The organism is Methylobacterium sp. 190mf (genome assembly GCF_900107945.1).
Taxonomy (GTDB): domain Bacteria; phylum Pseudomonadota; class Alphaproteobacteria; order Rhizobiales; family Beijerinckiaceae; genus Methylobacterium.
Genome location: NZ_FNVI01000004.1, coordinates 185696 through 203029, shown reverse-complemented (window position 1 = coordinate 203029; position 17334 = coordinate 185696). Strand labels below are relative to the sequence as shown.

15 protein-coding genes are annotated in these 17334 nt (G+C 72.7%); 9 read left to right on the top strand and 6 right to left on the bottom strand.

The genetic code is table 11. The features are described from left to right. Window positions 1–38: 38 nt before the first annotated feature. The 5 genes from C4T42_RS06580 to lptB all read left to right on the top strand — a co-directional run bounded on the left by C4T42_RS06580 (window position 39) and on the right by lptB (window position 6378). Entirely contained in the window at window positions 39–1922 is a 1884-nt protein-coding gene (locus C4T42_RS06580) for a KUP/HAK/KT family potassium transporter (protein WP_244540712.1), read from the top strand. Between the two features lie 131 nt (window positions 1923–2053). Then, window positions 2054–3886, top strand: coding sequence for a molecular chaperone HtpG (gene htpG / locus C4T42_RS06575; RefSeq protein ID WP_103984904.1), 1833 nt, complete (start codon window positions 2054–2056; stop codon window positions 3884–3886). Between the two features lie 229 nt (window positions 3887–4115). Beyond that, entirely contained in the window at window positions 4116–4835 is a 720-nt protein-coding gene (gene lptC / locus C4T42_RS06570) for an LPS export ABC transporter periplasmic protein LptC (RefSeq protein ID WP_042671243.1), read from the top strand. Then, window positions 4832–5518 carry an LptA/OstA family protein gene (locus C4T42_RS06565; RefSeq protein ID WP_100250704.1) on the top strand — a complete coding sequence of 229 codons (687 nt, stop codon included), beginning with the start codon at window positions 4832–4834 and terminating at the stop codon, window positions 5516–5518. Before lptC ends, C4T42_RS06565 begins: the two co-directional genes overlap by 4 nt. 62 nt (window positions 5519–5580) lie before the next feature. Continuing rightward, window positions 5581–6378, top strand: a complete 798-nt coding sequence (gene lptB / locus C4T42_RS06560) for an LPS export ABC transporter ATP-binding protein (RefSeq protein WP_234082960.1) — start codon at window positions 5581–5583, stop codon at window positions 6376–6378. A 36-nt stretch (window positions 6379–6414) separates the two neighbouring features. Here lptB and C4T42_RS06555 read toward each other — a convergent pair whose 3' ends face one another. Beyond that, a complete protein-coding gene (locus C4T42_RS06555; protein ID WP_091977711.1) occupies window positions 6415–7566 on the bottom strand; it encodes a dimethylmenaquinone methyltransferase in 1152 nt (383 codons plus the stop codon). Window positions 7567–7745: 179 nt separating this feature from the next. On the opposite strand from C4T42_RS06555, the gene C4T42_RS06550 reads away from it, so the two are divergent. Beyond that, complete coding sequence (locus C4T42_RS06550; RefSeq protein ID WP_103984903.1) at window positions 7746–9059, top strand: MFS transporter; 1314 nt, start codon at window positions 7746–7748, stop codon at window positions 9057–9059. Window positions 9060–9095: 36 nt separating this feature from the next. On the opposite strand, the gene C4T42_RS06545 is transcribed toward C4T42_RS06550, so the two are convergent. The 4 genes from C4T42_RS06545 to C4T42_RS06530 are packed head-to-tail and all read right to left on the bottom strand — an operon-like array spanning window position 9096 to window position 14020. Continuing rightward, window positions 9096–10223, bottom strand: a complete 1128-nt coding sequence (locus C4T42_RS06545; RefSeq protein WP_103984902.1) for a glycosyltransferase family 1 protein — start codon at window positions 10221–10223, stop codon at window positions 9096–9098. 1 nt (window position 10224) lies between these two features. Continuing rightward, complete coding sequence (locus tag C4T42_RS06540; protein WP_103984901.1) at window positions 10225–11607, bottom strand: right-handed parallel beta-helix repeat-containing protein; 1383 nt, start codon at window positions 11605–11607, stop codon at window positions 10225–10227. Continuing rightward, on the bottom strand, window positions 11604–12545 hold the full coding sequence (locus C4T42_RS06535; RefSeq protein ID WP_103984900.1) for a glycosyltransferase: 942 nt from the start codon (window positions 12543–12545) through the stop codon (window positions 11604–11606). The genes C4T42_RS06540 and C4T42_RS06535 overlap by 4 nt, the downstream gene beginning before the upstream one ends. Beyond that, a complete protein-coding gene (locus C4T42_RS06530) occupies window positions 12542–14020 on the bottom strand; it encodes an oligosaccharide flippase family protein (RefSeq protein WP_103984899.1) in 1479 nt (492 codons plus the stop codon). The genes C4T42_RS06535 and C4T42_RS06530 overlap by 4 nt, the downstream gene beginning before the upstream one ends. 209 nt (window positions 14021–14229) lie before the next feature. On the opposite strand from C4T42_RS06530, the gene C4T42_RS06525 reads away from it, so the two are divergent. Together C4T42_RS06525 and C4T42_RS06520 are read left to right on the top strand one after the other, a co-directional pair. Next, complete coding sequence (locus tag C4T42_RS06525) at window positions 14230–14751, top strand: serine acetyltransferase (protein ID WP_244603179.1); 522 nt, start codon at window positions 14230–14232, stop codon at window positions 14749–14751. 8 nt (window positions 14752–14759) lie between these two features. Then, the gene (locus C4T42_RS06520) at window positions 14760–15350 is read left to right on the top strand and encodes a serine acetyltransferase (RefSeq protein WP_103984897.1); all 591 of its coding nucleotides are present in this window, start codon (window positions 14760–14762) and stop codon (window positions 15348–15350) included. 28 nt (window positions 15351–15378) lie between these two features. On the opposite strand, the gene C4T42_RS06515 is transcribed toward C4T42_RS06520, so the two are convergent. Then, window positions 15379–16554: a DUF1972 domain-containing protein gene (locus tag C4T42_RS06515; RefSeq protein ID WP_244603178.1), complete on the bottom strand. Its 1176-nt coding sequence runs from the start codon at window positions 16552–16554 to the stop codon at window positions 15379–15381. Window positions 16555–16593: 39 nt separating this feature from the next. Here C4T42_RS06515 and C4T42_RS06510 point away from each other — a divergent pair, with 39 nt between their 5' ends. After that, a complete protein-coding gene (locus C4T42_RS06510) occupies window positions 16594–17331 on the top strand; it encodes a class I SAM-dependent methyltransferase (protein ID WP_020090574.1) in 738 nt (245 codons plus the stop codon). Window positions 17332–17334 lie beyond the last annotated feature (3 nt).

Genomic DNA, 17334 nt, shown 5'->3' with positions numbered 1-17334 from the left:
AGCCCGGCGCGGTCCGGCACGGGCCCGGCGGCGCGCTGATGCTGGGCGCGCTGGGCGTCGTGTACGGCGACATCGGCACGAGCCCGCTCTACGCGTTCAAGGAGGCCGTGAAGGCGGCGACCGCCGGCGGCGCCTCGGTTGCTGCGGCGGCCACCGGCGCGGTGTCGCTGATCCTGTGGTCGCTGATCCTGATCGTGTCGCTGAAATACGCGGTGCTGATCCTGCGCGCCGACAACCGCGGCGAGGGCGGCATCGTCGCCATGCTGGCGCTGCTCGGCGCGCGGCACGCCCGGCCGGGGACGTGGAAGGCGCTGCTGCTGGTGGTCGGGCTGATCGGCGCGGCCCTGCTCTACGGCGACGGCGCGATCACGCCGGCGATCTCGGTGCTGTCGGCGATCGAGGGGTTGAAGATCGACGCGCCGTCACTCGGGCCGTACGTCGTGCCGATCACCCTCGCCATCCTGGTCGGTCTGTTCCTGGTCCAGCACAAGGGCGTCGCCGCCATCGGTCGGGTGTTCGGACCGGTCATGCTCGTCTGGTTCGTCGTCCTGGTCCTGCTCGCGGTCCCGAGCATCCTGCACGCGCCGGAGATCCTGGCGGCGGCCAACCCGTTCCGGGCGGTGGACTTCCTGATCCATGCCGGCTGGCATGTCAGCTTCCTGATGCTCGGCGCGGCCTTCCTGGCGGTGACCGGCGGCGAGGCGATGTACGCCGATCTCGGCCATTTCGGCGCCCCAGCGATCCGGATCGCGTGGTTCGGCCTCGTGCTGCCGGCGCTGCTGATCCACTATTGCGGCCAGGGCGCGCTGATCATCGCCGACCCGAGCGCGATCGAGAACCCGTTCTACCGGCTCGCGCCGGACTGGGCGCATTACCCGCTGGTGGCGCTCGCCACGATGGCGACCGTCATCGCCTCGCAGGCGGTGATCTCGGGCGTCTACTCGCTCACCCAGCAGTCGATCCAGCTCGGCTTCATGCCAATGATGCGGGTGGTGCACACCGATGAGGACGAGCGCGGCCAGATCTACGTGCCGGCGGTGAACTGGCTGCTCGCCGTGGCGACCCTGACGGCCGTTGTGGTGTTCGGCTCTTCCGACGCCCTGGCCGGCGCCTACGGCATCGCGGTCTCGGCGCTCATGGGCATCACCACGCTGCTCGCCGCGCTGATCGCGCTCCGCTGGGGCTACAACCCGGTCCTGGTCCTCGCGGTCAACGGCTTCTTCCTCGGCATCGACCTCGTGTTCTTCTCCGCCAACAGCGTGAAGCTGTTCGAGGGCGGCTGGTTTCCGCTGCTGCTCGCCGGCGTGGTGGCCTTCCTGATGCTGACTTGGATGAAGGGCAACCACGTCCTCGAATCCGTCCGCCAGACCATGCGCATGTCCGAGGCCTCCTTCCTCTCCAGCCTCGGCTCGCACCCGCCGGTGACGCTGCCCGGCACCGCGGCCTTCCTGACCGCCGCCACCGAGGGCATCCCGATGGCGCTCGGCCGCCTGCTGGAGCGCAGCCGCTGCCTGCACGAGCGGATCCTGCTGATCACCGTCGTCTACGAGGAGGAGCCGGTGATCCCGGCGAGCGAGCGGGCGCAGGTCACGCTGGTGGCGCAGGGGATCCGCAAGGCGATCTCGAAGTACACGCCCGGCATGGAGCGCGTCGTGCTGCGCTACGGCTTCATGCAGACCGCCTCGATCCCCGAGGGGCTGCAATGCGCGGTGGCGAGCGGGCTGCTGCCGCCGGAATACCTGGAGGACATGACGTATTTCGTGGGCCACGAGGTGGTGATCCCGTCGCCGACCCATCCCGGCATGGCGCCGTGGCGGGAGGGCCTGTTCGCCTTCATGAAGCGGAACGCCGAGCGCACCGGCGCCCATTTCGGCCTGCCGACCCGGCAGATCGTCGAGGTGGGCACCGAGATCGAGATCTGACCGGCCGCGGCGCGCAGGGACGCTGCCCGAGGCGCGCGTCGGAGGCCGGGGCCGGCCGTCTTTCGCATTGAAAACGGCCCCGTTCGCCAGCATATCGCCACCGCAATTTCCCCACAGCGGAGGCATCACCCGTGAGCGAGACGATCGAGCGGCACGAATTCGGGGCGGAGGTGGGACGCCTCCTCGACCTCGTCGTGCACGCGCTCTACTCCGACCGCGAGATCTTCCTGCGCGAACTCGTCGCCAACGCGGCCGACGCCATGGACCGGCGGCGGTTCGAGGCCCTGACCTCGGCGGCGAGCGCGCTGCCGCCGGACGCCAAGGTCCGCATCGCGCCCGACAAGGAGGCGCGGACCCTGACCGTGTCGGACGCCGGCATCGGCATGACCAAGGAGGATCTCGCCACCAACCTCGGCACCATCGCGCGCTCCGGCACGCGGGCCTTCTCGCAGACGCTCGAATCCGCCAAGGCCGAGGACCGGCCGAGCCTGATCGGCCAGTTCGGCGTCGGCTTCTACTCGGCCTTCATGGTCGCCGACCGCGTCACCGTCACGTCGCGCCGCGCCGGCAGCGACGAGGCCTGGACCTGGGCCTCGGAGGGACAGGGCAGCTACACGCTGGAGCCGGCGACGCGGACCGAGCCCGGCACCGACATCGTGCTGCACCTCAAGGCGGATGCCGACGAGTACCTCGAGCCCTACCGTCTCGACCATCTCGTGCGGAAATGGGCCGACTTCATCACGGTGCCGATCGCCGTCGTGCGCGACGGCAAGGACGAGTCGGCCAACCAGGGCACCGCGCTCTGGCGCAAGGCGAAGTCCGAGGTCACCGAGGAGCAGTACGAGGAATTCTACCACTCCATCGGCATGAACTTCGACAAGCCGTGGGCGACGCTCCACTGGCGCGCCGAGGGGCAGCTCGAGTTCTCCGCGCTGCTCTTCATCCCCGGTTCGAAGCCGTTCCAGGCCCTCGAGAACGAGCGGCAGAGCAAGGTCCGGCTGCATGTCCGGCGGATGTTCATCACCGACGAGGCCGAGCTGCTGCCGCCGTGGCTGCGCTTCGTCCAGGGCGTCGTCGACACCGAGGACCTGCCGCTGAACGTCTCCCGCGAGATGCTGCAATCGACCCCGGCGCTCGCCCGGATCCGCCGCGCGGTCACCGGGCGCGTCGTCTCCGAACTCACCACCCGCGCCAAGGACGCGGAGGGCTACCAGTCCTTCTGGGAGAATTTCGGCCCCGTCCTCAAGGAGGGCATCTACGAGGATTTCGAGCGCCGGGGCGAGATCGCGCCGCTCCTGCGCTTCCGCTCCTCGGCGGTCGAGGGCTGGACCTCGCTGCCCGACTACGTGTCCCGCATGAAGGACGGCCAGGAGGCGATCTACTACCTCGTCGCCGACGACGCCGAGGCGCTCAAGTCGTCGCCGCAGCTTGAGGGCTTCCGGGCCCGCGGCCTCGAGGTGCTGCTCCTCTCCGACCACGTCGACGCCTTCTGGCCCGATCAGCTCGGCACCTTCGACGAGAAGCCGCTCCGCTCCATCACCAAGGGCGGCCTCGACCTGTCGAAGTTCGCGCCGGAGGGCGAGCAGCCGGAGGCGCCGGAGGGCATCGACGCCTTCGTCGCCGCCGTGAAGACGGCCCTCGGCGCCGAGGTCTCGGACGTGCGCACCACCGACCGGCTCGTCGATTCGGCCGTGGTCCTCTCGGCCGGCACCGGCGGACCCGACCTGCAGATGCAGCGGCTCATGCGCCGGGCCGGGCGGGCCGGTGCCGGGCAGCCGGTCCTGGAGATCAACCCGCGCCACCCGCTGATTCGGGCGCTGGCCGCGGCACCCGAATCGGAGGTGCCGCCGGCCGCCGGCACGCTCCTCGACCTCGCCCGCATCCAGGACGGCGACAGCCCCCGCGACCCAGCGGCCTTCGCCCGCACGGTGGCGGCGGCGCTCGCGGCCGCTCGGGGCGCGTAGGACTACGGAGACCCGCGCCGCGCGCTGCTAGGACGGCACGCGCGGCGTGTGTCTCCACACACATCCGTTCGGGATGATTGTGGGTTCGGTTGATCATTCGGAAATGGTCGAGCCATAACTTCGCCACCGGTCGGGATCATTGCCCGGCCGAAGGCGCGGGCGCGGTGGGGGCCGCAGGCGTCTGAGCCGAACCCTCTCGCGCGCCTCGGGCGCGCCTCACGGACGCTGCATGAACCCGGTCGAGGCTGAAGCCGGCAACGGACAGGCGGTCGCGGCGGCGCGGACCCGGGCCCACGCCCGGGCGTACCGCCACAGCGGACGCGTGCGCACCATGCGCCGGCTGATCCCGGTGGTCGCCGGCGGCGCGGTGGCGCTGCTGCTGGGCTACCTGTTCAATCCCTTCGCGGCGCAGCTGCCGGGCGTCTCGGTCGGCCCGGTGACGCTGGCCGGCTCCAAGGTCCGCATGGAGAACCCGCGGCTCTCGGGCTTCCGCCAGGGCACGCGCGGCTACGAGGTGACGGCCGACGCCGCCCTCCAGGATGTCCGCAAGCCGAGCCAGATCGAGCTGCAGCAGATGCGCGGCCACATCGCCACCGACGACCAGGGCGGCATCGCCCGCCTCTCGGCGACGTCGGGCCTGTTCGACACCGCCCGCGAGGCGCTCGACCTGAAGGACGACATCCGCATCTGGACCGACAAGGGCGAGGAGGCGCGCCTGCGCTCCGCCGCCGTCGCGTTCAAGACCGGCTCCATCAGCTCGCAGGAGCCCGTCACCGTCTCGAGCGCGCGGGCCAACGTGAAGGCCGACACCCTCGACGTCGTCGAGAACGGCAAGCGGATCTCCTTCGTGGGCAACGTCCACGTGGTCATCGTCAGCGACGCGCCGGGGGAGAAGCCCCAGGCCCGCATCCTGACCTCGGACGCCGAAGCCGCGGACGGTGCCCGATGAGCGCCGCCCGCCTCCTCTGCGCCGCCCTGGCGGCCGGGCTGGTCCTCGCCGGTCCGGCGCTGGCCGAGAAGCCGGCGCGCAAGGATTCGCCCTTCGGCAATATCGGCGGCGGCGGCAAGGATCCGATCAAGATCGACGCCGACCGGCTCGACGTGTTCGACCGGGAGAACAAGGCGGTCTTCGCCGGCAACGTCGTGGCCGTGCAGGGCGACAGCACCATCCGCTGCTCGACCATGACGGTGACCTACAAGCGCGGCAAGGACGCGCCGGGCAAGGACGCGCCGGGCAAGGGCGCCAAGGGCGATGCCAAGCCTGAGGCGCGGGACGAGGGCGCCGACGCGGCGCCGCGGAACCCCGCCGAGAACGGGATCCAGAAGGTCGACTGCGCCGGGCCGGTGACGGTGGTGCAGAAGGACCAGGTCGCCACGGGCGATCACGCGGTGTTCGACCAGGACGCCAAGCGGATCGTGCTGACCGGCAACGTCGTCCTGAGCCAGTGCCAGAACGTCACCCGGGGGCAGCGGCTCGTCTACGACATGAACACCGGGCGCGCGAACATGGACCCGGTGGCGGGCGGCCGCGTCTCGGCCCTGTTCGTGCCCGGCGAGAAGTCCGACGCCAAGGACGGCAAGGCGAAGGGCTGCAGCCAGCCGCCGCCCAGGCCGAAGGCGCAGGTCGATTGAGCGGCGCCGTGGCGTTCCAGGCGGGCCCGCAGGAGCCGGCCCGGACGGGCTGGCTCGGCCGGCTGTTCGGCCGGCGCGCGCGGCAGGCCGAACAGCCGGCCGAGGCCGACGGCTGGTCCGCGGCCGAGGAGGGCGGTCTCGGCATCCTCAGCGTGCGCGGCCTGCGCAAGAGCTACGGCGCCCGCACGGTCGTCCACGAGGCCGGCCTCACCGTGCGCACCGGCGAGGCCGTCGGGCTGCTCGGGCCGAACGGCGCCGGCAAGACCACGATCTTCTACATGATCACCGGGCTGGTGGCGGCCGATCGCGGCCACATCACCCTGGACGGCCTGCCGATCACGCACCTGCCCATGTACCAGCGGGCGCGGCTCGGGATCGGCTACCTGCCGCAGGAGGCCTCGATCTTCCGCGGGCTCACCGTGGAGGACAACATCCGGGCGGTGCTGGAGGTGGTCGAGCCGGACCGCAAGGCGCGCGCGCGCAAGCTCGACTCGCTGCTCGAGGAGTTCGACATCGCGCGCCTGCGCAAGTCGCCCTCGATCGCGCTCTCGGGCGGCGAGCGGCGGCGCTGCGAGATCGCCCGGGCGCTCGCCTCGTCGCCGACCTTCATGCTGCTGGACGAGCCCTTCGCGGGCATCGACCCGATCGCGGTCGGCGACATCCAGGACCTCGTGAAGCACCTGAAGCAGCGCGGCATCGGCGTGCTGATCACCGACCACAACGTCCGCGAGACGCTGGGCCTGATCGACCGCGCCTACATCGCCCATTCCGGCCGCATCCTCACGGAGGGCACGCCCGAGGAGATCGTGGCGAACCCGGACGCGCGCCGGCTCTATCTCGGCGAGGATTTCCGGCTCTAGGCCGGCCGCGCCCGCACGGGCAGGGCGGCCGGTCGCTCAGCCCTTCCAGTTCTTCAGCGCCGCGAAGGGGCTGTCCGAACCCGCGGGCTTCTCCGGGTTCAGTACCGGCTCCACCTGGGCGATCGCGTCCGCCATCGAGAAGGCCGAGCCGCTCTGGAGCCGGCCGCCCGCCGCGTCGCGGTGGCCGCCGCCGCGGAACAGGCGGGCGCCGTCGAGCGCCGTGCCGTCGTTGGACCGGAACGACAGCGTGCCCATCCGCTGGACGTTGACCACGCGCTTGGCCCGGCCCGCGTCCATGATCAGGTCGGAGACCCGCTGGAAGGTGCCCGAATCGAGGGCGAAGGACAGGAGCGTGCCGTCCTTCAGCGGGCGGAACAGGGAATCCGAGCGGGCGAGCGCCCGGGCGAGCCGCATGCGCGTCGTCAGCGCCGGGTCGTCGTCCGGCGCGTCGCGCAGCAGGGTGTCGACCACGCCGGCGCGGAGCGCCGAGGCGCGGCGCTCCAGCTCGGCCGGGCTCGCCCCGTCCCGCAGGGCGGCGGCGGCCGCGAGCAGGATCTCGGACACGAACCGGTCGTGCCAGGGATGTCCGACCGGCACGTAGCTCGACACGACCTCCCAGAACAGCTCGTCCAGGGCGAGGCCGCCCCGGAAGGCGGGGCTCTCCTTGCGCCACAGGTCGAGGGCGTCGACCGCGGTGAGCAGGCTCGACAGGTCGGTCGCGGGCTCGTGCGCGGCGAACAGGGCCCGGTGCTCGAAGGCCATCCGCGTGGCGCAGATGTCGTCCTCGATCAGCACGGCGATCTCGGGGTCGCCCAGGTCGATCCGGTGGAGCGCCGGCCGCTCGGCGTCGGGCGCCGCGTCCAGGCCCAGGCGCCGCATCTGGTCGAGGGAGGAGGCGTGGTGGTCGAGGACCACGAGGCGGTGCTTCTGCCCGTCCTCGCGGCGCCGGTTCATCGCGGCGAACTTCTTCAGGCCCGCGATGGTCTGCTCCTCCAGGCCGAGGTCGGTCATCAGCAGGATCTCGCGCTCCGCCGCGCGGCCGAGGCGCCGGATCTCGTCCTCGAAGACCGGGCCGACATCGCTGTAGCGGGGCACGTGGACGACGCGCTCGACCGGGGCGCAGGCGGCGGCGACCGTCGAGGCGCCGTAGCCGTCGAGGTCGTGGTGGGTGATCTGGATCAGGCGCAACGGGCGGACTCGGAGGGTGACGGAGCGGCCCGTCTACGACGCCCGGCGCCGCGAGGCGAGGGGCGGCGGGCCTTCCGTCCGGCGGCGTTCGGTGCAGAATGCTGCGAGGCCGCCACGAGTCGCGAAGGACCGGCCGGCCGCGGAGACCCCCAAGGGGCCCGTCATTCGGGGAGGACACGATGGCCCTGGCCGCAACGCCGCGCGTGCGCCGCATCCAGACGATCTCGCTCGCCCTGCTGGTGACGGCGGGCGTCGTCAATTACGTCGACCGGGCCACCCTGGCGGTGGCCAACCCGCTGATCCGCGAGGATCTCGGCCTCTCGATCCCCGACATGGGCCTGCTGCTCTCGGCCTTCCTCTGGGCCTACGCCTTCGCGCAGCTGCCGGCCGGGGCGCTCGCCGACCGGCTCGGCCCGCGTCTGACGCTGACGCTCGGCCTGACCTGCTGGTCCTTCGGCCAGATGCTCGGCGGCGCGGTGACGTCGTTCTGGCAGTTCGTGAGCGCGCGGATCGTCCTCGGAATCGGCGAGGCGCCGCATTTCCCGACCTGCGCCCGCGTCTCCCGCGACTGGTTCAACATCCGCCAGCGCGGCACCGCCACGGGGATCTGGAACTGCGCCTCCTCGCTCGGGACCTTCCTGGCCCTGCCGCTGCTGACCTTCCTGATGGTGAGCTTCGGCTGGCGGGCGATGTTCGTCATCATGGGCGCGGCCGGCCTCGTCCTCGCGGCGATCGTCTACCTCGTGTTCCGCAACCCGCGCGAGACCGACCTGACGCCGGGGGAGCGGGCTTTCCTGGAGGAGGGCGATGTCCCGAACGCCAGCCGCGCGGTCACCTGGAGCGCGTGGCGGCGGCTCTTCGGGTTCCGCACCAGCTGGGGGATGATCGTCGGCTATTTCGGCTGCATCTACATGACGTGGCTCTACACCGCGTGGCTGCCGAGCTACCTCGAGATCGAGCGGCACTTCACCCTGCAGAAGACCGGCCTCGTCGGCTCGATCCCCTTCGCCTTCGGCGTGCTGGGCGGGATCCTGGGCGGCCGCGTCGTCGACGTCCTCGTCCGCCGCGGCGTCGACCCGATCCGCAGCCGCAAGATCCCGATGGTCGGCTCCCTGGTGGCGACCGCCGCTTTCACGGTGGTGGCGGCGCTGACGCCGAGCGACACCCTCGCGATCGCCTGCATCTCGGCCTCGCTGTTCCTGGTCTACATGAGCTCGTCGTCGGCCTGGGCGATGGCCTCCGTGGCGGCGCCGGCCAGCTGCACGGCGTCGCTCGGCGCCATGCAGAATTTCGGCGGCTACATCGGCGGCGCCCTGGCGCCGACCGTGACGGGCTTCATCGTCGGCGGCACGGGCCATTTCTCCATGGCCTTCATCACCGGCGCCGTGATCGCCCTGGTGGCGGCCCTGGGCTACTGGACGCTGATCCAGGATCCCATCGCCGACGAGGGGCCGGAGAGCCCCGCCGTCGGCGCGCTCGGGGCCGCGCGCTAGGCCGAGCGGCGGCGCCCTCCCGCGTCACCCCGCGCGTCACCCCCGCAGGTTCGGCGCGGCCAGGATCAGGTCGCGCAGATGCGTGCGGGCCGTGAAGCTCCGGCGCATCAGGTCGACGAAGGTGGCGGCCGGCCCGTCCCAGTCGTGGCGCGCCGCGTGGGCCCGCGCGGCGCAGGCGTCGAAGGGCAGCCGCCCCTCGATCGCCGCGCCCATCAGCTCCGCGAGACGGTCGACCCGGTCGGGGGCGTCCGGGTCGAAGTAGCTCGCCGCGCTGCCGCCGGCTTCCGGGATGGCCGTCAGGCTCGAGGCGATGACGGGCGTTCCCCGGGCGAGGCTGTCGAGCACCGGGATGCCCCAGCCCTCGCCGCGGCTCGGGAAGACCAGGGCGGCGGCCCGGGCGTAGAGGTCGGACAGACCCCGGTCGTCGATGCCGGCGATGTGCACCGCGTCCGGCGTCCGGGCGAGGCGGTCGAGGGTCTCGGGCCGCTCGCCGTCGCCCTTGCCGACCACGATCAGCCGGGCCGCGCCCTGCGGCAGCCGCGCGAATGCGTCGAGGACGAGGCCGAGATTCTTCCGCGGCTCCAGCCGGCCGACCATCAGCAGGTAGGGGCGCCCGTCGGCGAGCGGCGTCCGCTCCGTGACCACCTGCGGCGGCGTGGAGCCGCAGCGCACCTCGGCGATGCGCTCCCGCGCGATGCCGTAGACGTTGGCGATGGAGTCGCGGCTGTAGTCGGAGATGGTCAGGACCAGCTTGGCGCGCCGCGCCGAGAGCCGGGTCAGGATCTTGTTGCGCCAGCGCATCGACCACGGGAAGAACTCGGGGTGCGTCTCGAACAGGATGTCGTGGACCACCACCACCTGCCGGTCGCCCGGCACAAACGGTGGGGCGATGTAGGTAGTCAGCAGCGTGTCCAGCCGGTCGCGCAGGAACAGCCATGGCCAGACCAGCGTCAGCCGCACGGTCGCGGGCACGCGGGGCAGCCTCTGATGCTCGATGTTGTTGCCCGAGACGATGCGGGCGCAGGCCTCCGGATCGCCGGAATAGACCACGTAGGTGGCGTCCGGGTGTCGGGCCGCGGCTCGCCCGATGATGTTCACGAGCCAGGTCCGGCTGCCCTGCGGCTTGCCGGTGAGCACGTGCGCGTCGATGCCGATGCGAAGCATGTTACGGGCTCCTGTAGGCGCCGAAGGTCGGGGCCTCGCCGGGGGCGTAGGCCTGGCCGGCGATGTCGCGGGTGGCGCCGAGCGGGATGCCGGCGCGGTCCGGAGGTGCCGTCAGGGCGAGCCCGCCGGCCATGGGGTTCGCGGGGTCGCGGAAGGCGGGCGTGCCGGTGAGGTCGGGGCCCTGGCCGTTGAGCGGCAGGTTCGCCCCGTCGCCGGTGGCCTGCGTGCCCCAGCGGTAGAGCGGGGCGCCGACGGCGCTGCCGACGAAGTTCGGCCCGATCGCGTTGTTGTTGTCGGTGGTGGTCGCCTCGACCACGATCGCGGCCACGTTCGGCCGGGTCGCGTAGGCGATGTTGTTGAGCACCCGGTTGTTCGACGTGCGGTCGACCTGCTTGGTGTAGTCGGAGGCCAGCACGATCTCGCCGCGATAGACGTGCTTGCCGCCGGAATCGCGCATGTTGCCGGTGGTCGTGTTGTTCACCACCGTGTTGGAGCCGGCGTCGAACAGGTTGATCCCGGCGCCGTCATTGTCGGCCGCGACGTTGAACGCGACGATGTTGCCGTCGCACCACTGGTCGATCTGGATGCCGTTGCCGTCCTGGCCGGTGGTCTCCTTCTGGCCGGTGACGATGTTGTACCGGATGATATTGCGGTCGCCGGCGTCCTGGGCGGCATCCTTGGCGAAGACGTGGATGCCCGAGGTGCCCGACATCCCCACGCCGTTGCCCGAGACGCGGTTGCCCTCCACGACGTAGCCAGAGCCGTTGATCTCCATCCCGTGGATGCCGTTGCCGGTCACGGTGTTGTCGAGGATGTAGCTCGGATCCTCCGCGGGCGCGTTGATCACGTCGACGGCCACGCCGTGGGTCTGGTTGTCGGCGAGCGTGTTGCCGGTGATGCGGTGACCCGCCCCGGCGCCGTCGCCGATCCAGATCCCCAGACCGGAGCGGGACACGGTCGAGCCCGCGACCGTGACGTGGCTCGATCCCCGACGGATGATGAAGCCGGAATTCACCGCGCCCTGCACGGTCAGGCCCGTGACCGTGACGTAGGTGGCGCTCTCGAACACCACGGAGTTGGACAGGCGCGGCTGCGTGCCGGGTTCTGCGGCCACCGTCACGGGCGCCGCCGCGGTCCCGCGGGACCCGACGAACACGACGTCGCCGTAGCTGCCGCCGCGGACCAGCACGCTCGATCCGGGACCGAGATTGGCGAAGGGCACGTCGGCGAGCCCCGCCACCGTGGTGTAGCCGGGTTTGGTGCCGCCGGCGGGATCGACCAGGATGTTCTGCTGCACCTGCGCGCCGGCCGGCCCGCAGGCGGCCAGGATCGGCAGAACCAGCGCCGACAGGGCGCCGACGAGGACCGTGCGGGGCCACTTCATGCCGCGAGCGCCCGGGCGATGGCGAGGCGCTTGCGCCGCTGGAACAGCCGGCGCCACACGCTGCGGCCGGCCTCGGGGCTGATCCGCGTCAGCGCGCGCGCCGCCATCTGCCAGCCGGGCAGGAGCGCCTGCGGCATGGCGAGGTCGGCGACCCGGTGGCGCGCCGCCGCGCCCAGCGGCGGCGGCCCGACGAGGCCGAGCCGGCCGAGATCCGCCACGAGGTCCGGGCGCTTGCGGTACCACAGCACCAGCGCCGCGCCCTCGCGCTCGGCGATCCGCAGGTAGGCCGCCTCGTCCAGCAGGTGGTGGTGGTAGCCCAGCGCCTCGGGCGCGTAGAACAGGCGCATGCCGCGCCGGGCCAGCCGCTCGCCGAGCTCGATGTCCTCGTGCCAGAACAGCTTCGGGTCGAAGCCGCCCGCCTCCTCCAGGAAGCGTCGGTCGACGCTGACGTTGCAGGTCAGGAACGCGTCCCAGCCGACCTCGTCGCGGCCCGCCAGGGCGTCGTAGGAGGCGTCGTGGTGGAGCGCCGAGAAGGGCGAGAAGGGCAGGGCGGGGTCGATGGTCATCCGGCCGAGGATCGCGGTCTCCCGGCCGCCCCGCCGGGCGTGGGCGAGGCGGTGCGCCTCGACGAGGCTCGGGACCGGGATCGTGTCGTCGTTGACGATCAGGAGGCGCTCGCCCCTCGCCGCCGCGATGGCGCGGTTGCGGGCGGCGTTCGCCCCGGCATTCTCCTGGCGCAGGTGCACCACGGGGATCCGGGCCGTGGCGACGGCACGGCTGACGACCGTCCCGGTGTGGTCGGTCGAGCCGTCGTCGCAGACGACGATCTCGAAGGGCGCGTCCGTCTCCTGCCGGTCGAAGGCCCTCAGGCACAGACGCAGCGTGTCGGCGCGGTTGTAGGTCGGGATGATGACCGAGAGCACGGGTCGATCGCTCATGAGGAGGCTTCCGGGAGCGGGAGGTCGAGGGGATCGGTCGGGGCGCGGCGCAGGCACAGCCACCCCGCGAGGGCGGCCGAGAGGACCGCGGCGGCGGGCACCGCCGCGGGCGCCAGGGCGGCGGGACCGGCGGCCCAGGCGAGGGCCGTGAGGAGGGCCGGCGCGGCGAGGATCGGCACGTCGGCCAGGGCGAGGGGCGGTCCGGCCTCCCGCCAGAAGGCCTGCGCCAGGACGCCGAGCATCGCGGCCTCGGCGAGCAGCGCGGCGAGGCCCGCGCCGAGGAGCGGATCCCAGGGGATCAGCAGCGTGCAGGCGAAGAGGTTCGTGGCGCAGGCCGCCGCGCTCCCGCGCACCGCGAAGCCGGTCCGGCCCAGCGGGACGAGGCCCGCGAACAGGATCGTGGCGGCGATCAGCAGGACGCTCATCCCGGTGGCGATGCGCAGCACCGGGACGGCGCCGCCGAAATCCGGGCCGAAGGCGAGGCGCACCAGGGGCTCCGCGAGGGCGCAGGTCGCCACCGCTCCGGCGCAGGATGCGGCGAGGATCGGGACCAGGGCGCCGCGGACCCGCGCGCGCAGGGCGGTCGTGCCGGCGCGCGACCGTCCGTCGACCAGGGGCCCGACGGCGCGCCCGAAGACCGGCACCAGCGGGGCGCACAGGGTGATCGCCACCGCGGCGCCCAGCTCGAAGAACCGGAAGCCGGCCGTGAATTGGCCGAGCTCGGCCGCGCCCGCGAAGGCGGCCAGCATGATCAGGCTGATCCGGCCGTTGAGCGAGCCGAGGGCGTTCGAGACGCCCACCCCCGCCGCGGCCCGGATCGTCGCGAGCGCGTGCGGCAGCGAGGCGGGACGGGCGGGCACGAGGCGCAGCGCCAGCGCCAGCCCGACCGCGCCGTACGCGATGCCGGCCGCCACCGCCACGAGGCTGAGCGCCGCCTCCGGAAGCTGCAGCCAGAGCGCGAGTGCCGTCCCGCCGATCAGCAGGGCGGCGTTGGCGAGCGACGGCCAGACGGACCAAGCCGGCCGGCCGCAGACCTGGAACAGGGCGTCGAGGAAGCGGGCGGCCGCGAGCGGCATCAGCAGGGCGGCGAGCGCCAGCGCGGGCCGGATCGCGTCCGGCAGCATCGGCAGGACGCCGAGGAGTGCGGCACCCGTCCCGAGGCCGAGGACGAGGCGCGCCGACAGCATCCGGCCGAACTCCGCCGCCCGCATCTCCGGCCCGACCGCGCCGAGCCGCGCCCCGAAGGTCAGCGTGGTGCCGAAATCCGCCGCGATCAGCGCCACCGCGAGGATCGCCAGGGCGAGGCCGTAGCGGCCCAGCGCCGCCGGGCCGGCGAAATGACCGACCATCACGAAGGCCGCGAAGCCCGCCGCGAGATAGACGCCGCGCCCCGCCGCCTGCCCGAGCAGGTTCGCGCCGTAGCGCAGCCCGCCGGCGCGCCTCCGTCCCGACAATCGGTTTACCAAGCGAAGCATCTCTCGGTGAAGCCTGACTGAAAACTGCGACCTACGATTGCATCGTGGCAGGCTGCGTATGGCTTGCAACCGCAAGCTCAATTTATGGTTGCAGAGTTGTCGCGTTGGGAAAAACCGGAGGACTGCGTATGTCCGAGACAGCCGCTGGACCGGATCTGTGTCTCTCGCGCGGAGCGGACGCGGAGGCGGGGCGTCTCCGGTGGGTCGAGGTGCGGGCTGCCCTGTCCGCCGACCGCGATCACTGGCGCCGCCGCGGCGGCGGACCGGCACGCCTCCGCCGGGGCTACCACGCGGTCTGGCTCTACCGCCTGTCCCGCTACGCCCACGAGCGCGGCTGGCGGATGGCGGCGTGGCTGCTGTGGCTGGTGAACGGCTGGTGGACGGGCGCCGACATCCCGCCCTCCAGCCGCATCGCCGGCGGCCTGTTCCTGCCGCAGCCCTACGGGACGGTCATCGCCGGCGCGGTAGGCCGCGACGCCGCCTTCGGGATCCAGGCCTCCATCGGCGGCCTGCTGAAGGAGCCCGACCAGGACATCGGCGGCGGCCCCGGCCTGCCGGTGCTGGGCGACGACGTCGTCCTGGAGGCGGGCGCCATCGTGCTCGGCGCGGTGCCGATCGGTGACCGGGCCCGGATCGGCCCGCGGACCATCATCCTCAAGCCCGTCCAGGCCGACGAGGAGGTCATGCCGCAGCCCTGGCGGCCGCTTCCCGGCCGGGGGGTCGCGGCGTGAGCAGCCCGATGACCGACCACGTCACCCTGCCGGGCCTGCGGCGCCTCCTGGCGGCCGACTTCGCCCGCGTCCTGCGCCAGACGACGGGCGGCAAGCCGACCTCGCGGCTGCGGCGCGCGATGCACCTCACGCTGCCGGCCATGCAGGTGGCGATCCTCCACCGGACCGCGCACTTGCTGCACGGCCGGGGCTGGCGCCGCTGCGCCGCCCTGGTTGCGGACCTGTCCCTGCGGCTCACGGGCGCCTGCCTGCATCCGGGCTCGCGCCTCGGGCCCGGGCTGTTCGTGCCGCATCCGGCGCGAGTCGCCTTCTGCGGCACCGGGGGCGCCGACCTGACGCTCCTGCCCGGCACCCTGGTCGGTCCGCGGGACTGGGTCTTCCCGAGCCAGCCGTTCCCCGCCGACGGCCCCAGCCTCGGCGACGGCGCCGTGGTCGGCGCGCACGCCGCCGTGCAGGGGGCGGTGACCATCGGCGCGGGCGCGACGATCGGGATCGGGGTCTGCAGCCTCCGGGACGTCCCGGCCGGCACCGTGACGATGCTGGTTCAGCGGCAGCTCCGCAGCGGCAGGCGCGGCCCGGAGGCGGGCCGTGGGCGCTAGATCCGGAAGCGCCGGGCCGGTGCCCGCCTCACGCGCGCCCGTGCTCCCGGCGGACGGCCGGCCGTGCCTCCCGGCCCTGGCGCCTGGGCGCCAGCTGGCGGCGCAGGACGCGCTCGTAGGCGTCGAAGATGCCGCGCCACGTGAACGCCTCGCCGTGGCGGCGACGGGACGCCTCGCCCATGACCGCGAGGCGGCGCGGCCCGGCCCGGACCAGGCCGAGGATGCCCCGCCGCAGCTCGGTCTCGTCACCGAAGTACAGCGCCTGCGGCCCCGCCACCCAGCGGTTGAACGGGTTGTCGTGGGCGAGGATCGGCGAGCCCGCCCCCAGCGCCTCGACCAGCGACGGGTTGGTCCCGCCAACGGTGTGGCCGTGGATGTGGAACCGGGCGTGGAAGCGGAGTGCGGCCACGCGCTCGGCCTCGTAGATCGCGCCGGCGAAGATCACGTCCGGCCCGCCCGCCGCGCGGACGGCGCAGTGGTACGGGTCGGACTCCGCGAGCTTGCCCAGCACGAGCAGCGGCAGGCCCGGCCGGACCTCGCTCCAGGCCCGGACGATCTGGAGCACGAGGTTCTCGGGCACCACCCGGGCGATCAGCAGGCCGTAATCCCGCGGGCGCAGGCCGAACGTCGCCAGCGGCTCGGTCGAGGCCTCCAGCACCGGGTCGGCGCCGTACGCGATGGTGGTGATCCGGGCGGCCGAGGTCCGGCGGGCGAGGTGCAGGGCGATCTCCGGATGGTCCGCCACGAGGTGGGTCGAGAACAGGCTGCCGAGCCGCTCGTTCAGCCAGAACCAGGCCTTGGCGGGCTTCGACCAGCGGTCGCGCTTCCACTCGATGCCGTCCATGTTCATCACGCTGCGCTTGGCGGTCAGCCGGTAGAGCAGCGAGAACACCGCGGTGTTGTAGCCGAGCACGAGGGGCAGGGCCGGCCGGAAGGCCGCCCGCAGGGTGCATTTCAGGTCGAACACGATCGTCGAGACGGCGCCGTCGCCCCGGACCGCGACCGGGATCAGCAGGATCCCGCGCCAGACCATCGGGGGCGCCGGCTCGCGCACTTGGCAATAGACCTCGACCCGCCAGCCGCGCGCCACGAGCTCCAGCGCGAGGCGCTCCGCCAGCGTCTCGAACCCCCCGTGCGCCGCCGGCACCCCGCGGGTGCCGAGGATCGCCACTGTCGGGCGCCCGCCCGATCCCCCGGATTTCATATGCGCCGTCGGCGCAGCACGTTCAGAGGAGCCTGAGGCATGGTCACGGTCGAACAGCGTCTGTTCCGGGAGATGGGAGCCGGGGGCTATTCCCGGCACGACCACCGGATGGAGTACATCGTGCGCGTCAACGCGCTGCTCCGCTCCGACATGCGGGTCATGGAGTTCGGCGCGGGGCGCGGCAAGTGGAGCGATGACCCGGTCCCACTGCGGCGGCACCTCGGCGACTTCCGGGGGCGCTGCGCCCAGGTCGTCGCCTGCGACGTCGACGAGGCGGTCCTCGGCAACCGGTCGGCCGACGAGGTCCGGCTGATCGGTCACGACGGGGTGCTGCCATTTCCGGACGGGAGCTTCGACCTGATCTCGGCCTTCTCGGTCCTCGAGCATATCGAGCACCCCGAGGTCACCGCGGCGGAGCTCGGCCGGGTGCTCGCGCCGGGCGGCTGGCTCTGCGCCTGGACGCCGAACCGCTGGGGCTATGTCGGGATCGGGGCGCGGCTCGTGCCGAAGCGGCTGCACGCCCGGGTGCTGCGCCTCGTCGAGCCGCGGCGGGTCGAGATCGACTCGTTCGTGCCGCTCTACACGATGAACACGGAGGCGGCGCGGAAGCGGCTTTTCCCAACTGACCGGTTCGAGCACTTCACCTACAGTTTCGACGGGCAGCCGTTCTATCATGGCGAGAACATCGTCCTGGGCAAGTTCTGGGAGCTGCTGTTCCGGCTCACGCCGGGTCCCTTCAAGGGCTACCACATGGTGTTCATCCGCAAACGGCCGTGACGG

Coding starts and splice junctions, on each gene's coding strand:
- C4T42_RS06580 (WP_244540712.1), top strand. CDS start 39: ATGCTGGGCGCGCTGGGCGTCGTGTACGGCGACATCGGCACGAGCCCG.
- lptC (WP_042671243.1), top strand. CDS start 4,116: ATGAACCCGGTCGAGGCTGAAGCCGGCAACGGACAGGCGGTCGCGGCG.
- C4T42_RS06565 (WP_100250704.1), top strand. CDS start 4,832: ATGAGCGCCGCCCGCCTCCTCTGCGCCGCCCTGGCGGCCGGGCTGGTC.
- C4T42_RS06550 (WP_103984903.1), top strand. CDS start 7,746: ATGGCCCTGGCCGCAACGCCGCGCGTGCGCCGCATCCAGACGATCTCG.
- C4T42_RS06545 (WP_103984902.1), bottom strand. CDS start 10,223: ATGCTTCGCATCGGCATCGACGCGCACGTGCTCACCGGCAAGCCGCAG.
- C4T42_RS06540 (WP_103984901.1), bottom strand. CDS start 11,607: ATGAAGTGGCCCCGCACGGTCCTCGTCGGCGCCCTGTCGGCGCTGGTT.
- C4T42_RS06535 (WP_103984900.1), bottom strand. CDS start 12,545: ATGAGCGATCGACCCGTGCTCTCGGTCATCATCCCGACCTACAACCGC.
- C4T42_RS06530 (WP_103984899.1), bottom strand. CDS start 14,020: ATGCTTCGCTTGGTAAACCGATTGTCGGGACGGAGGCGCGCCGGCGGG.
- C4T42_RS06520 (WP_103984897.1), top strand. CDS start 14,760: ATGACCGACCACGTCACCCTGCCGGGCCTGCGGCGCCTCCTGGCGGCC.
- C4T42_RS06515 (WP_244603178.1), bottom strand. CDS start 16,554: ATGAAATCCGGGGGATCGGGCGGGCGCCCGACAGTGGCGATCCTCGGC.
- C4T42_RS06510 (WP_020090574.1), top strand. CDS start 16,594: ATGGTCACGGTCGAACAGCGTCTGTTCCGGGAGATGGGAGCCGGGGGC.